Origin of the sequence: Streptomyces sp. NBC_00433 (assembly GCA_036015235.1) — a bacterium.
In the GTDB taxonomy this organism is placed as follows: Bacteria; Actinomycetota; Actinomycetes; order Streptomycetales; family Streptomycetaceae; genus Actinacidiphila.
Genome location: CP107926.1, coordinates 1977134 through 1992554, shown reverse-complemented (window position 1 = coordinate 1992554; position 15421 = coordinate 1977134). Strand labels below are relative to the sequence as shown.

Annotated in this window: 8 protein-coding genes; all 8 read left to right on the top strand. The window is 75.0% G+C overall.

What is annotated here, in order from left to right; translation table 11 throughout:
* The first annotated feature begins 266 nt into the window (after nt 1-266).
* The 8 genes from OG900_08115 (at nt 267) to OG900_08080 (ending at nt 15345) form a co-directional block, all read left to right on the top strand.
* Nucleotides 267-2537 (top strand): TOMM precursor leader peptide-binding protein, encoded by a 2271-nt coding sequence (locus tag OG900_08115; GenBank protein ID WUH95665.1) that lies wholly within the window; start codon nt 267-269, stop codon nt 2535-2537.
* On the top strand, nt 2537-4537 hold the full coding sequence (locus OG900_08110; GenBank protein ID WUH90079.1) for a TOMM precursor leader peptide-binding protein: 2001 nt from the start codon (nt 2537-2539) through the stop codon (nt 4535-4537). Before OG900_08115 ends, OG900_08110 begins: the two co-directional genes overlap by 1 nt.
* A gap of 46 nt (nt 4538-4583) precedes the next feature.
* Complete coding sequence (locus tag OG900_08105; GenBank protein WUH90078.1) at nt 4584-6170, top strand: nitroreductase family protein; 1587 nt, start codon at nt 4584-4586, stop codon at nt 6168-6170.
* A gap of 62 nt (nt 6171-6232) precedes the next feature.
* Nucleotides 6233-9013, top strand: coding sequence for a lantibiotic dehydratase family protein (locus OG900_08100; GenBank protein ID WUH90077.1), 2781 nt, complete (start codon nt 6233-6235; stop codon nt 9011-9013).
* The gene (locus OG900_08095; protein WUH90076.1) at nt 9010-10107 is read left to right on the top strand and encodes a lantibiotic biosynthesis protein; all 1098 of its coding nucleotides are present in this window, start codon (nt 9010-9012) and stop codon (nt 10105-10107) included. The genes OG900_08100 and OG900_08095 overlap by 4 nt, the downstream gene beginning before the upstream one ends.
* Nucleotides 10108-11450: 1343 nt before the next feature.
* The gene (locus OG900_08090) at nt 11451-12431 is read left to right on the top strand and encodes an ABC transporter ATP-binding protein (GenBank protein ID WUH95664.1); all 981 of its coding nucleotides are present in this window, start codon (nt 11451-11453) and stop codon (nt 12429-12431) included.
* A complete protein-coding gene (locus OG900_08085) occupies nt 12428-13222 on the top strand; it encodes an ABC transporter permease (GenBank protein WUH90075.1) in 795 nt (264 codons plus the stop codon). The genes OG900_08090 and OG900_08085 overlap by 4 nt, the downstream gene beginning before the upstream one ends.
* Complete coding sequence (locus OG900_08080; GenBank protein ID WUH90074.1) at nt 13219-15345, top strand: YcaO-like family protein; 2127 nt, start codon at nt 13219-13221, stop codon at nt 15343-15345. Before OG900_08085 ends, OG900_08080 begins: the two co-directional genes overlap by 4 nt.
* Nucleotides 15346-15421: the final 76 nt, after the last annotated feature.

Here is a 15421-nt window from a genome sequence, read left to right as displayed (position 1 = left end):
CCGCCGCCCGCCGCGCATCCGGGCGCCGACCCGGTGGTCGGCGAACCCGTGGACGGCGGGCGCGTCCTGGACGCCCTCGTCGGCGCGGGCCTGCTCGAAGAGGGGCCGCGCGGCCTCTACCGCGTCCACGAACTGCTGCGGGTCTTCACCCGCGCCGCCGCGGCCCGCGGGAACGGCCCCCCGGGCCCGCCGCCGCACCCGCACCCCACCACAGAACCGCAGCGGCCCGGCGCCGCAGGACTGCACCCCACGGAGGCGTGACAGACATGGTGTCCAGCTACGACGAACTCGCCGGCACCCGGCCGCGGATCCGCCGGGACGTGCTCTACACCCAGACGCCCACCGGCGTGCACTTCCACAACGCGCGCGGCGGATTCAGCGTCGTCATGCCGTCCGCCTACCGCTTCGCGACGATCATGGTCCCGCACCTGACCGGCGACCACACCGTCGCCGCGCTCTGCGAAGGGCTCGGTGACAAGCAGCGCGAGATGGTGGTCCGACTGGTCGGTACGCTCTACGCGCGTGGTTTCGCGCGGGACGCCGTCCCCGCCGACGCCGACGCCGAGCCGCTCGACCCCGCCGTCGCCGAGCGCTTCGCCGCGCAGGTCGACTACATCGACCACTACACCGACGGCTCGGTCGCCCGCTTCCAGCGCTTCCGGCACACCCGGGTCGCCGTCGTCGGCGACGACGCGGTCGCCCGCTGGGCCGCGCTGAGCCTGATACGCAACGGCTGCGCCGCCGTCGCCGTACCCCACTCCATCGACCGCCCGGGCAACGCCTTCGCCGAGGTCACCGCGGAGGCGGCGGCGCTGCGGGAGGCCGGCTGCGCCGCCGAGGTCGCCCTGCTCGACGCCATCGCGGGCGCCGACCCGGCCGCCTACGGATGGCCCGACCTCGACGGCTACGACATGGTGCTGGTCACCGGCGCCGACGCACCCCGCAGGCTCGCCGCCCTCCTCGACGCCGGCATCCCGGCCGGCCGACTCCTGCTCCCCGCCTGGCCCTTCGGCGACTCCGTGGTGATCGGCCCGCTCATGTCCCGCGGCGCCGCGGGCTGTTGGACCTGCGCGGCCCTCCGCCTCGGCACGAACGGCGACGCGGGCGCCGCCGCGGACGTCTGGAGCGCGGTGTCCCCCGCCGGACCCCGCGACCCGGCCGCCCCCGCGGTCGGCGGGCCCCTCGCGGCGATGATCGGCAACCTCCTCGGCTACGAGGTCTTCCGCCGCACCACCGGTGTGCTGCCCGCGGAGACCGAGAACCAGCTGCTCATCCAGCACACCGACTCCCTCGACACCACGGCGGAGCCCCTGCTGCCGCACCCGCGCTGCCCGCACTGCGCGGCGGCGCCGCAGACAGCGGAGGAGACCGTCCTGCTGGCCGACCTGGCGTCGCCGGAGGAGCAGGCCGCGGGCGCGTCCGGGTCCGCCGGGGCGGTGTCGCCGCTGGGCGGCCCGGTCGGGGACGGCGCCGCGGAGGAGGATGCCGCGCAGGCCGCGCTCGCCGAGATTTCCAGCCGGGCGGTGCTCGTGCAGCCCCGGGCCGGCGTCTTCGCCGCCTACGCCGACGAGGACTGGGCGCAGACGCCGTTGAAGGTCAGCACGGTGGTGCTCGGCACCGGGCACCGGGTGCGGCGCGAGGTCACCGCCTTCGACGTGCACCATGTCGCCGGGGCGCGGCTGCGGGCGCTGCACCGCGCGGCCGAGGTCTACGTCGAGCGCGTGGTGCCCGTCCAGCAGGCGCTGACCGGGGCCGAGTTGGAGGCCGCGCGCGGCAAGTGGCGCACGGTCGAACCGGCCCGGCTGAGCATCGCGTCGGGGCTCGGCACCCCCGCCGAGCTGATCGCGCGCTGGTGCCCCGCGACCTCGCTGCTCAGCGGGGAGACCCTGCTCGTGCCCGCGGCGGCGCTGCGCCCCTTCGGGCCCGACAACCAGGCCCGTATCGTCGAGCCGACCTCCGCCGGTACGGGCGCGGGTGCGACCCCGGCCGCCGCGGTGGCCCGCGGCCTGCGGACCGCACTCGCCCACGACGCCCTGCGCAGGGCGCTCGGCGGCACGCTCACCGTCGGCCGGATCGCACCGGAAGCGCTGGACGGCGACGACGCCGAGATCACCTTCCTGCTCCGCTCCGCCGCCGGACTCGGCACCGACCTGGAGATCCTGGACCTGGGGGAGAGCGTCCTCCCGGTGGTCCTCGCGCGGACCGCCGACCCGGCAACGGGCAGCCCCCGCTGGGCGGTTGCCGCGGGCCTGCGCCGGCGCGACGCCGTACTCGCCGCGGTACGCGACCTGCTCGGCGCCGTCCAGACCGGCGGCGCCCCCGACCTCGGCGACCCCCTCCTCGCCGACCTGGCCCCGTCCACCCTCACCGCGACCGCCGAGCCCACCACCCCCGCGGCCACCGACTGGCCGACCGTCGCGGCCGCCCTCCGCGCCACCGGCCGCGACGCCCTGGCGTCCCCCACCCCCACCCCCGACCTCGCCACCGGCCACCTCCACACCACCCGCATCCTCCTGACCACCCCCGAGGCCCGCTGATGACCACCCCGGTCAGCTCGCCTGACACCCCCGCAGCGCCCGGCGGGCCCCCTGCGGAAGGGGCGCCCCCGCTTCCCGCCGTCCGCGTCGGCCACGCCGGTCCGCTCGCGGCGGAGTGCGCTCGCTTCGCCCGGCAACTCGCGCTGAGCCTGCGGACGTTCGCGGCCCCGGGCGATGTCGTCGTCGGTGCGCTCGGGGTGCGGGACGAGTTGGCCGTCGGTGGTGAGGGGGAGGAGGACGCCGCCGTCGGGGTTTACCGGTACGGGCATCTCGTCCTCGTCGGGCCGTACGCGGCCGATGGCGGGGCGGGGTGCGCGCGGTGTCTGGCGCGGCGGTGGCAGGGCGTGCGGGTGCGGGCCTTGCGGGAGGCGTTGGAGACCGGGGTCGAGACGCGGGCCGTCGGGGCGCCGGAGGCGGGCTTCGGGGTCGACGGGGTGGCCGCGCTGATCGCGGCGCATCGGGAGCGGGCGGGGCGGGCGGCGGGCGGCGGGCGGTTGCCGTACGCCTTCCTCGTGGACGCCGAGACGCTCCGCGTCACCCGCTTCGCCTTCGTGCCGGACGCCGAGTGCCCGCGCTGCGGCGTACGGCCCGCGGACACGGCGGAGGACGCGCGGATCAGCTTCGCGCCGGCGCCCAAGGCCGCCCCCGACGTCTTCAGGGCGCGGCCCGCCGACGACTACGACGTGCCCTTCGAGGCGTTCGTGAACCCGGCGGCCGGCATGCTCGGGCCCTCCGTGGTGCCCGACCTGATCTCGGCGTCCACGTCCTCGACCGTCGGGTCGTTCCTGCTGCGCTCGGGCGACTACCTGCGGGAGTGCTTCTGGGGCGGCCACACCCCCCGCTACCGCTCCAGCGAGCGCGTCGGCCTGCTCGAAGGGCTTGAGCGCTTCGCCGGTATGCGCCCGCGCGGCAAGCGCACCACGGTCGTCGCGTCCTACGACGAACTCGCCGCGGAAGAAGCCGTGGTGGACCCGCGTGCCTGCGGGCTCTACACGGAGGACTTCCACCGCGCCGAGCCCGGCGTCCACCCTTTCGACCCGGCCCGCCCGATCCCCTGGGTGTGGGGCTGGTCGCTGCGCGACGAACACCCGGTGCTCGTACCGGAGATCCTCGCCTACTACCACGCCCCCGGCGGGCTCCGGCACCGCTTCGTGCAGGAGAGCTCCAACGGCTGTGCCTCCGGCGGGAGTCTGGCCGAGGCCGTCTACTTCGGCCTCATGGAGGTCGTCGAGCGCGACGCGTTCCTCCTCGCCTGGTACGGCAGGGCGCCGCTGCCCGAGATCGACATCAGCGGCACCCGCGGCGCGCAGACCCGCGCGATGATCGACCGGCTCGCGATGTACGGCTACCGCGCCCGCTTCTTCGACACCCGGATCACCTTCCCGATCCCGGTGGTCACCGCGGTGGCCGAGCGGGTCGACGGCGGCCTCGGCCGCCTGTGCTTCGGGGCGGGCGCCGGGCTCGACCCGGAGGCGGCGCTCGCGGCCGGGCTGTGCGAGATCGCCACCGACGCGGTGAACCTGCGGCGCAGGACCGCCCGCGACGAGTCCCGGCTGCGGTCACTGGCCGCCGACTTCGACCAGGTGCTGGTGCTGCACGACCACCCGCTGCTCTACGGCCTGCCCGACATGGCCGCGCACGCCGACTTCCTGCTGCGCGCGGAGCGCCCGCGCGTCGCCCTGGCCGACCTGCCGTCGACCGGCCCCGGCACCCTGCCGCCCGGCGACGACCTCGGTGACGACGTCGCCGCCTGCGTCGCCGCGGTCGCGAAGGCCGGATTCGACGTCGTCGTCATCGACCAGACCATGCCCGAGCAGCGCGAACTCGGCTTCCACACCGCCGGGGTGATCGTGCCGGGACTGCTGCCGATCGACTTCGGCTGGCGCCGCCAGCGCGCCCGCCACCTGCCCAGGACCCGCACCGCGCTGCGTGAAGCGGGCCTGTTCGACCGCGACCTGACCGCCGCGGACCTCAACCCGGCCCCGCACCCCTTCCCCTGAGCCGAGCCCCGCCGGCATCAAGCAGACGCACAGAGAGGAAACGCCCGTGGGATTCGCCCATGAGTACGCGACCGCCATCGTCCGGCGCGGCAGGTATCCCATGGAGCCGGCCGACTTCGTGCCCGACTGGGCCGACCGTCCGCGCAAGGGCAAGCACTTCCCCGGCGCCGAGGCCTTCCCGCTGCCGCAGGCCGCCGACCTCCCGGCCGGGGACGGAGCGACCGTGCAGCGCGGCCTGTTCGGGCCGCGCGGCACCGGGGCCTTCACGCTGCCGCTGCTCGCCGGGATGCTCCAGGAGTCCTACGGCCTGGTCGGCCGCAGGCTCGCCGTGCAGGCCAACTCCGACCTGGGCACCCTGCCGATGTACACCCAGGCCAACTGGTCGCGCGGCACCGCATCGGGCGGCGGCCTCTACCCGGTGGGCGTGCACTGGGTGGCCGGGCCCTCAGGACCGCTGACGCCGGGCGTCTACTACTACTCCACGCCCCACCACGACCTGCGCCGGCTGCTGGCCGGCGACGTGACGGCCGAGGTGCGCGCCGCGGCCGGCGAGGCCCTGGCGGCCTACGACCAGTTCCTGGTCCTCGGCGTGCGCTTCTGGCAGAACGCCTTCAAATACAACAGCTTCAGCTACCACGTCGTGACGATGGACACCGGCGCACTGCTGGAGACCTGGCGGATCTGGGCCAGGGCGCGCGGGCTGCACATCGGGCCCGCGCTGTGGTTCGACGAGGCCAGGCTGGGCCGGCTGCTGGGCCTGGACGAGGACGAGGAGGGCGTCTTCGCGGTGGTCCCGCTCAGCTGGGAGCGGCCCGCGGTGACGGCGCCGCCCGCGGCCGTACCGCCCCAGGTGCGGTATGCCGACCAGGAGCGGTCGCGGACGACGATGACCTTCGAGACCGTACGCCGCATGCATGCCGCGACGCTCGACGGCGCCGCTCGACGGCCGCCCGCCGGGGCCCTGGACGGCGCGCTCGCGCTGCCCGTGCCCGCGGGCGGCGAGCGGACCGCGCTGCCCGAACCGCGGGATCTGGACACCCCGGTCGGCGCCGCGCTGCGGGCCAGGCGCAGCAGCTTCGGCCGCTTCCAGGCGACGACACCGCTGCCCGCCGACGCGCTGTCCACCGTGCTGGCCGCCGTCGACGCGGCGGGCACCCTCGACAGCGACACGGAGACCCCGGGCGGCGCCCGCCTCAGCCGGGCGTACGTCTTCGTCAACCACGTGGCGGACGTCGAGCCCGGCAGCTACCTCTACGACCGCGCCGACGGCTCGCTGCGGCTGGTCGCGGCCGGGGCGCCGGGCGGTTTCCTCCAGCGCAACTACTTCCTGGCCAACTACAACCTGGAGCAGGCCGCGGCCGTGATCGTGCCCGTGGCCCGGACCACAGCCGTGCTCGACGCCGTGGGCGACCGGGGATACCGCCTGGTCAACGCGGTGATCGGCGGCATCTCGCAGGCCGTCTACACCGCTTCGGCCGCCGCGGGCCTGTCCTGCGGGGTGGCGCTGGGCTTCGACGCGATCTCCTTCACCGAGGAGCTGGCGCTGGAGGAGACCGGCGAGGTGCCGCTGCTGATCATGATGATCGGCCACGAGCGCCCCCGCCCCGCCGACTTCCGCTACGAGATCGCCTGAAGGGCCCGGCACACCCCATGGCGGGCACGGATCCACCGAAGGAACGGACAGAAAGGAGCGGCATGAGCGTCAACGCCGCCGCGCAGGACACGGGGGACAGCCCCCGGAGCTGGCTGCTGCACCGCCGCTTCATGCTGCGGGTGGCGGGTCTGCCGGTGTCGGCCGTGCACCGGCTGCGCAGCCCCGGCGCCCGGCGCTGGGCCGACGAGGTGCTGGCCGCCGAGCAGCGACTCGCCTCGGTCGCCGCCGAGTTGAGCGACCCGCTGACGGTGCTGGTCAAGGCCACCGAGGACGGCGCGGACCGCAGGGCCGTACTCGCGCTGCGCCGCCAGGTCTTCAACGACCGGCTGCCCCGCGACCCGGACGCGGTACGCGCGTTGGCCGCCGGGCTCGGCGGCGGCACCGGGGACCTGCTCGCCGGCTGGCTCGACGCCCGGCTGCGGCTCGAAGAGCTGCGGGGCGCGGGCGGCCCGCTGCTGGAGCGCGAAATCGCCGCGAGCCGCGCCGAATTGCGCGGCCTCGCCGGTGAGGACCGGCTGCGGCTCGCCCTCGCGCTGGCCTCGCCGACCCTCGACGGCCAGCTCGACGCCTTCATCGCCGACCGCGCGCCGGTCCCGGACAAGCGGGCCAGGAAGAAGGAGCGCTCGCTGCTGGCGTATCTCTACCGGACCGCCTGCAAGACCAGCCCCTTCAGCACCTTCACCGCCATCGCCGAGGGCACCTTCGGCGACACGGGACCCGAGGTGCGCACCGGCGAGACCTGGACCAGCCACCCCCGGCTCAACGTCGTGGTGCTGGCCAGGCTCGCCGAGCTGATCGCCGCCGAACCCGCCCGCCGCGACGACCTGTTCGTCACCCTGCCCGCGGGCTGGGAGCTGGACGAGGACCGCATCCGCTATGTCCGCCGCTCGGTCACCGCAGGCGACGACAGCGCCGCCGTCAGCTTCGACGCCGCCCACGACCGGCTGTTCTTCCTGCGCAACAGCGGCACCCTGGAGCGGCTGACCGCCCTCTTCCGCGACCGGCCGCGGCTGCGCTATGCCGAGTTGACCGGCTGGCTGACCACCGAGACCGGCTCGACGGGAGAGCAGGCCGCGCACTATGCCGCGACCCTGCTCGACCTGGAGATCCTGCAGATGACCGGCCTGGCGACCGACGTGCACACCGCCGACCCGCTGCACGCCTTCCGCGGCGCGCTACGGACGCTGGACCGCGGCTGGGCCGCCGACGTCGCCGACCGCCTCGAAGGCCCCGCCTCCTGCGTCGACCGCTACCGGCACGCCGGCGTCGCCGACCGCCGCGCCCTGCTGGCCGACCTGCGCCGCGACCTCCTCGCCCTGCAGACCGACCTCGGCGCGGCGGCCCCGTCACTGCCGCAGACGCTGCTCTACGAGGACGTACGCGAGGAGCAGGTCGCCGCCGACCTGGAGGAGTGGACGGAGCTGGCCGCCGCCCCGCTGCACGCGCTCACCGGCATGATGCCCGCCTTCGACGTGGCGCTGCCCCAACGGCTCACCCTGAAGGGCTTCTTCCTGGCCCGCTACGGGCGCGGCGGGCGCTGCGACGACCTGCTGCGGCTCGTGCACGACTTCCACGAGGACATCTTCACGCAGTATCTGCAGTTCACCTCGCTGAAGTCGCCCTGGGCGGCGGACGGCGGCCACGCCCCGGAGGAGAACTGGCTGGGCATGCCGGAGGTCGCCGCCCTCGACAAGGCCCGCGCCGAATTCACCGGCCGGATGCGCGAGCTGTGGGCCGCCCACCCCGAGGGCGAAGCCGAACTCCGGCTCGGCGAGGACCTGGTGGCCGCGGTCAGCGGCGAACTGGAGGCGCTTGGGCAGTCGTTCGCCCCGCACAGCCACTTCCTCCAGCTCGCCCGCCGTCCCGGCGACCCGCTGGTGGTGCTCAACAACTCCTACGGCGGCCTGTCCTTCCCCTTCACCCGCTTCACCCACTGCTTCGACGACGAAGCGGGAGCAGACGGCGACGGCGGCCTGACCGGGCGGCTGCGCGAGACGCTCCGCGCCTGGCAGCCGCCCGGCGCGGTCTTCGCCGAGATCACCGCCGGCTCCGCCACCACCAACCTCAACCTGCACGGGCGGCTCACCGACTACGAGATCGTCTGCCCCGGCGAGAGCAGCACCGCCCCCGTCGACGCCAGGATCGACCTGGACGACCTCTACGCCGAGCACGACCAGGACGCCGACCGGCTGGTGCTGCGCTCCCGGCGGCTCGGCGCCGAGGTCGTCCCCCTCTACCTCGGCTACCTGGTGCCGATGGTGCTGCCCGAGGTGCCGCGTACGCTGCTGCTGCTCTCGCCGACCTCCCGCGCGTCCTTCGACGTGTGGCGCGGGGTCGCCCAGGCGCCCGGCCGCGACGGGGTCACCGCGAGGCCCCGGGTCCGCTACCGCAGCGTGGTGCTGCACCGCAGGTCGTGGACGGCCGCGCCCGGGGCCCTGCCGGTGCGCGAACCCGGCATGGACGACGCCGCCTTCTACCTGAGGTGGCAGCGCTGGCGCCGCGACCACGGGCTGCCGGACCGGGTGTTCGCCACCCTGCACCAGCAACGCGACGACGACGCGGGCGGTTTCGGCGCCGTCTTCGGCGGATCCAAGCCGCAGTACGTCGACTTCGACAGCCCCCTGTCGCTGATCGCCCTCGACGCGCTGACCGGCGGCGGCCGGACCAGGACGGTCTTCGAGGAGATGCTGCCGGGCGAGGACGAGCTGCACGTGCGCTCCCCGCGCGGCCACCACGTCGCCGAACTGGCCGTGGAAATCGTCCCCCGCGCGGCGGAACCCGCCGCGGCGGCCCGGCCAGGAAGGCAGGACAGCGCCGTATGACCACCCCAGAGGCGACCGCCACGACCCCGGCCGGCACCCCGGCCCCGTCCGTGTCCGAGAGCGGGCAGGCCCGCGGCGAATGGCAGGCCTTCCACGTCTTCTACGCCGCCAGCCCCCGCCCCTTCCTGCTGCGCTGCGTGCGCCCGCTGGTCGCGGAACTGACCGGCGAGGGCCTGCTGAGCGGCTGGTTCTTCATCAACTACTGGCTGGAGGGCCCGCACATCAGGCTGCGGCTGCGCCCCTCCTCAGCGGCGGCCGCCCCCGAGGTGGCCGCCCGCGCGAGCAGCGCGATCGAGGCCTTCCTCAAGGAGCGCCCCGCCCTCTACGAGGTCAAGGGCGGCTTCCTCGCGGACCTCTACAACACCCTCTTCGAGCTGGAATTCCCCGGCGGTGAGCGGGGCGGCCTGGTCGACGAGGACGGCCACATGAAGCTGCGGCCCAACAACACCTTCAGCCCCGAGCCCTACGAGCCCGAATACGGCAAATACGGCGGCCCGGCCGGCATCGAGCTGGCCGAATGGCACTTCCAGCGTTCCAGCGAGCTGGTCTCCGGCGCGCTCGGCACGATGAATCTGCACCTGCGGACCGTCCTGCTCGGCGTGGCCGCCCAGTTGATGATGACGATGTCCGGCTGCCTGCTGCGGGACGAGCCGGCGCTGCTGGAATTCCTGGACCGCTACCACCAGTTCTGGAATTCCGCCTTCTCCACCACCAACTACACCGCCCAGGACGGCTACGACCGCGCCTACGGCACGATGGACGCGCTGCCCGCCCGCTTCCAGCAGATCCGCGCCGCCGTCGCCGAACCCGCACCGGAGCGGCTGCCCAGCTTCCTCGGCGGCTGGGCCGAGCACTGCCTGGACCTGCGCGAGAAGGTCGTGGCGCTGGCCCGCGGCGGCGACCTGGTCTTCCGCTCCTGGGACGGCGAGCGCGACCTGCCGGTCACCGACCCCGACCAGGCGCTGCCGATGCTGCTGTCGCCGTACATGCACATGACCAACAACCGGCTCTCGGTCACCGTCCGCGACGAGGCATTCCTCTCCTACGTCCTGGCCCGCGCGCTGCGCGAGCCCAAGCCCACGGCGGCGCCATGACCACCGGCGGCCTGCTCGACCTGCGGCCCGCGCTGCGGCCCGGCATCCTCGTCGGCCCCGCGCTGACCCGCGGCCCCGCCGTGGTCCACCTGCTCAAGGACCCGGTCACCGGGGTCCGGATGGAGGTGGGCGCGAAGGAGCACTTCATCATCGCCCGGCTGGACGGCAGCCGCTCCCTCGCCGAGATCGGCACCGAATACGCCGACTGCTTCGGGGCCAGGCTCGGCGACGCGCAATGGCAGCGGATGCTGCGGCTGCTCTCCACCCGCCAACTCCTCGACGGCGGGCGGCCGGTCGCCGCCGCACCGGGCGGGGCGGCCCGACCCCGGCCCGCCTCGGGGTGGTTCAGCGGCACCACCCGGATGGTCGCCGACGCGCCCGCCCTCATGGACCGGCTGCACAAGGCCACCGCCTTCGCCCGCAGGCCCGGTGTGCTCGTCCCGCTGCTGGTGCTGGCCGCCGCGGTGCCCGTCGCCGTCGCCGTCAGGCTCGGCGAACTGGCCGACCAGACAGGCCGGCTGTACCACCAGCCGGTCACCCTCGCCGCCGTCGGCTGCGTGCTGTGGGTGAGCCTCGGCCTGCACGAACTCGCCCACGGGCTGGTCGCGCGCGCCTACGGGCTGCGGGTCGGCGAGATCGGCCTGCGGCGGGTCTGGGGCGTGATGACGTATCTCTACTGCGAGGTCGAGGACGTGCAGTTCCTCGACCGGCGCGGCCGGCAGGTCGCCGTCGCCGCGGCCGGCGCGGTGATGAACCTGCTCTTCCTGCTGCCCTTCTGGCCGGTGTGGGCGCTGCTCCCGGACTCCGCCCAGGCGCTGCCCGCGCTCGGCGGCCTGCTGCTGCTCGGCACCGCCATGGCCCTGCTCAACCTGGTGCCGCTGCCGCCGCTCGACGGCTACAAGATCCTCGGGTATTCCCTGGGCACCCTGCGGCTGGCCACCGAGAGCCGCACCTTCCTGACGGTGGCGGCCCGTTCGCTGCGCGGTGCCGGGGGAGACGCCCGCACGCGGCTGCGCCGCTACCCCGCCCGACTCCGCCTCGTCTACGGCGGATTCGCCGTCTGCTGCGCACTGCTGGCGCTGGCGGTGCTCGCCGGGGCAGGTCTGCTGTGCCGGGCGACCCTGCCCGACCGCTACGACTCCTGGACCTTCTACCTCCCCCCCGCCCTGATCGCGGCCGCGCTGGTCCTGCGCGTGCTCGGCCTGCGCGCCGCGGCGATGCGCGCCCGCGCCGCCGCGCGCAAGGCGGCCCAGGCGCCGCCGCCTGCCGAGCAGCCGGCGACCCAGACCACCCCGCCCGTACGGCAGCCGGGCACCTCACCACAGCAGCGGGAGAAAGGCGACATGACGACACAGCCCCGTCCGGCGGGGACCGCCATCGTGCTCGACGGCGTCAGCAAGCACTACGGCGAGGTGCACGCCCTCGACAATGTGACGCTGACCGTCGGGCAGGGCGAGTTCTTCGGTGTGCTCGGCCCCAACGGGGCAGGAAAGACCACCCTGGTGGAGATCGTCGAGGGCATGCGCAAGGCGGACTCCGGCACGGTCACCGTCTTCGGCCTCAGCCCCTGGCCGCGCAACACCGCGCTGCTGCGCAGGATCGGCGTACAGACCCAGACCTCGGCCTTCTTCACCCGGCTCACCGCCTGGGAGCACCTGGAGACCGTCGCCGCGCTCCAGGGCGCCGACCGCGCCGCCGCCCGCGAGGCGCTGGACCTGGTCGGCCTCGCCGGCAAGGCCCGCAGCCGGGTCGACGACCTGTCCGGCGGCCAGCGGCAGCGGCTGGCACTGGCGACCGCGCTGGTGCACCGGCCCGACCTGATCTTCCTCGACGAGCCGACCGCCGCCCTCGACCCGGAGGCCCGCAGATCGCTGTGGTCGGTGCTGCGGGAGCTGCGCGGCGAGGGCCGCACCATCGTCTACACCACCCACTACCTGGACGAGGCCGAGGCGCTGTGCGACCGGGTCGCCATCATCGCCGGCGGCAAGGTGGTGGCGCTCGACAGCCCGAGCGCGCTGATCAGGTCGATGGCCGCGCCCGCCAGGCTGCTGGTCCCCGCCGACCGCATCACCGTCGAGCAGGCCCGCGCCGTCGAGGGCGCCGAGCGGGTGCTGCTGGAGGGCGGCGAGGTCGTCATCGAGACCCGGCACGCCAACAAGGTGCTGATCGAACTGGGCGCGCTGGTCGACATGGACGCGATCCAGACCAGGACGGCGACGCTGGAGGACGCCTACCTCCGGCTCACCGCCGCACCCCCGCCCGGCGCGGCGGACACAGCCGGTCCCGTCGGGGTCCCGGCGGTCGGAACGGAGCGCAGCCGATGACCACGACCACCGCAAAAGCGGCGGGGACCGCCGCCGTCCCCAGCGCGTACGCCACCCTCACCAGGGCCACCTTCCTGGCGTCGGTACGCGACCGCACCACCGTCTTCTTCACCTTCGCCTTCCCGCTGGTCTTCCTGGTGGTCTTCGGGCTGCTCTTCCGCGGCCAGTCCGTCGACGGCGGCCTGCCCTACATCAACTACGTGGCGCCAGGCGTGCTGTCGTGGGGCGTCGGCAATGCCGCGCTGTTCGGACCGGCCTTCGCGCTGATGCACTGGCGGCGCGACGACATCCTGCGGCTGATCTGGCGCACCCCCACCCCGCTGCCCACCGTGCTGGGTTCGCGTTTCGTGGTGGCCGTGGTGGTGGGCCTCTCGCAGGCGGTGCTCTTCACCGCCGTCGCGCTGCTGCCCTTCTTCGGCCTGCACCTGGACGGCAGTTGGCCGCTGGCGCTGCCGCTGCTGGTCTTCGGGGTGGCGGCCTTCCTGGCGATGGGCCTGGTCGTCGGCAGCCTCGCCGACACCCCCGAGGCGGTCGCGGCGATCGCCAACTGCGTGATGGTGCCGATGGCCTTCCTGTCCGGCTCCTTCTACCCGGCCGACCTGCTGCCGGGCTGGATACGGACCGCCTCGTGGGTGCTGCCGCTGCGCTACCTCGACGACGGCCTGACCGATGTGCTGGCCGGACGCGCCACCTTCGGCTCGCTGGCCCTCGACTGCGGCGGCCTGGCCGCCTTCACCGTCGTCTTCGGGCTGATCGCCGCCCGCATCTTCCGCTGGAGCAACCGGACATGACGACCGACACCGCCGTACGCCCCGGGTCCGCCCCCGGCACCGACGCCGCCGTGCCGCTGCCGCTGGAGTCCGCGGGCCTCGACCTCGAAGGCCGGCTGGCCGCCCGTGCCGCGCGCGAGGGCGTGCCCGCGCCCCGGGTCGCCGTCATCGGCGCCGCCGACGTGCTGCGCCGCGAGAGCGCGGCGGCCGCCGCCGGCCGGGCCGAGGCCACCGTCCACCTCACCGCGGACGCGGTGCTGATCGGCCCCTGGGGCGGCTCCGCCGCCACCGCCGCCTGCGGCTGCTGCCTGGCCATCCGCTGGCAGCGGCTGCGCACCCGTACCGAACGCGACGCCCTGGAAACCGGTCTGGCCCGTACCGCGGCCGGTGCCTGGCCGGTGCTCCCCGACTACACCGCCGACGCGGTGTGGGCACTCGTCCGCCTGGCGGCGGGCCCGGCGGAAGCCGAGGGCCCAGCGTCCCGGCCCGCCCCGGCCGGCGGCCCGAGCGCAGTCGTTGCGCCTGCCGGGGCCGTCGGCTCCCCGCACGTGACCCGTGCCCCGGCCCCGGGCGGCCGGGAGCGTACCCCCACGCCCGCCGGAGGCGACACGCTGCCGCGGGTCACCCGGCTCGACCTGGAGACCGGGCAGGTCAGCACCGTGCCGCTGCTGGCCGACCCGCTGTGCCCGCACGCACCGCACGCACCGCACGCACCGCACGCACCGCACGGGCCGCAGGGACCGTCGGGACCAGCCGCCGGGGAGCCCGAGGGATTTCCGGTGTCGCGGGAGAAGAGCGCCGCCGACCGCTACCGGCTGAGGCCGCCCGCGGGCTACGACCTGCCGGCCGCCGCCCTGGCGAACCCGGTGTGCGGGGTGCTCGGCGCGGGGACCTGGAGCGACGTGACGTCGCCGACCACCGCGCCGGTCGCGGGCAGTGTCTTCATGCGCGGCTACGCGGGACTGACCGACGTCACCTGGAGCGGGCAGTCGCAGTCCTTCGCCTCCAGCCGCGACCTGGCCTTCCTCGAAGGCCTCGAACGCTACGCGGGCACCCACCGCAGGGACCGGGGCGGCATCGTCACCGACTCCTACGACAACCTCGGCGAGGCCGCCCTCGACCCGCGCGACTGCGGCCTGTACGCACCCGAGACCTACCGCGACGACCCGATGATCGCGCCTTTCGACCCGTCGCGGCCGATCCCGTGGGTGCGCGGCTGGTCGCTGCGCGACGACCGCCCGGTGCTGGTGCCCGCCCGGCTCGTCTACTACAGCGCGGGCACCTCCGCCGACCACTTCGTCTTCGAGTGCTCCAACGGCTGCGCGACCGGCAGTTGTCTGGAGGAGGCGGTGCTCTTCGGCCTGCTGGAGCTGATCGAGCGGGACGCCTTCCTGCTCGGCTGGTACGGCGACGCGCGGCTCACCGAGATCGACCTCGGCGCCTGCCGCAGCCCGGTGCTGCGCGCCATGACCGACAGGGCCGCGCTGTGCGGCTACGACGTGCACGCCTTCGACAACCGCGTCGACCTGGCCGTACCCGTCGTCACCGGCCTCGCCGTCCGCAGGGACGGCGGTCCCGGCACGCTGGCCTTCGCCGCGGGCGCCGCCTTCGACCCGGAGACGGCGGTGGAGGCGGCGGTCTCGGAGATCCTCACGTATCTGCCGCACCTGCCGCGGCAGGTGACCGAGCGGCCCGCCGAACTGGCCGCGATGGCCGAGGACTTCGGCCTGGTGCGGCGGCTCCCCGACCACGCGGCGCTCTTCGGGCTGCCCGAGATGACGCGGTACGTGGGCAGTTACCTGGAGCCGACAACCGTACGCCCCCCGGCGGAGGTCTACGCCGAGTGGGAGGACCGGCGGCCGCGCGGCCTCGACCTGCGCGACGATGTCCTGTGGTGCACCGCGGAGTTGGCCCGCGCGGGCTGCGACGTGATCGTGGTCGACCAGACCGCGCCGGAGCAGCGCGCGATGGGCCTGCGGACGGTGTGCACGATCGCGCCGGGACTGCTGCCGATCGACTTCGGGTGGTCGCGGCAGCGCGCGCTGACCATGCCGCGGCTGCGCACCGCGCAGCGGCGGGCCGGGATGCGCCCTGACGACCTGCGCGAGTCCGAGGTGCGCCGGGTGCCGCACCCCTTCCCGTGACGGGCCTGGTTCCGGCGCCCGGCCCCCAAAGCAACCGCTCCGCGGCCCGCACACAGCGGGCCGCGGAGCGGCGGAC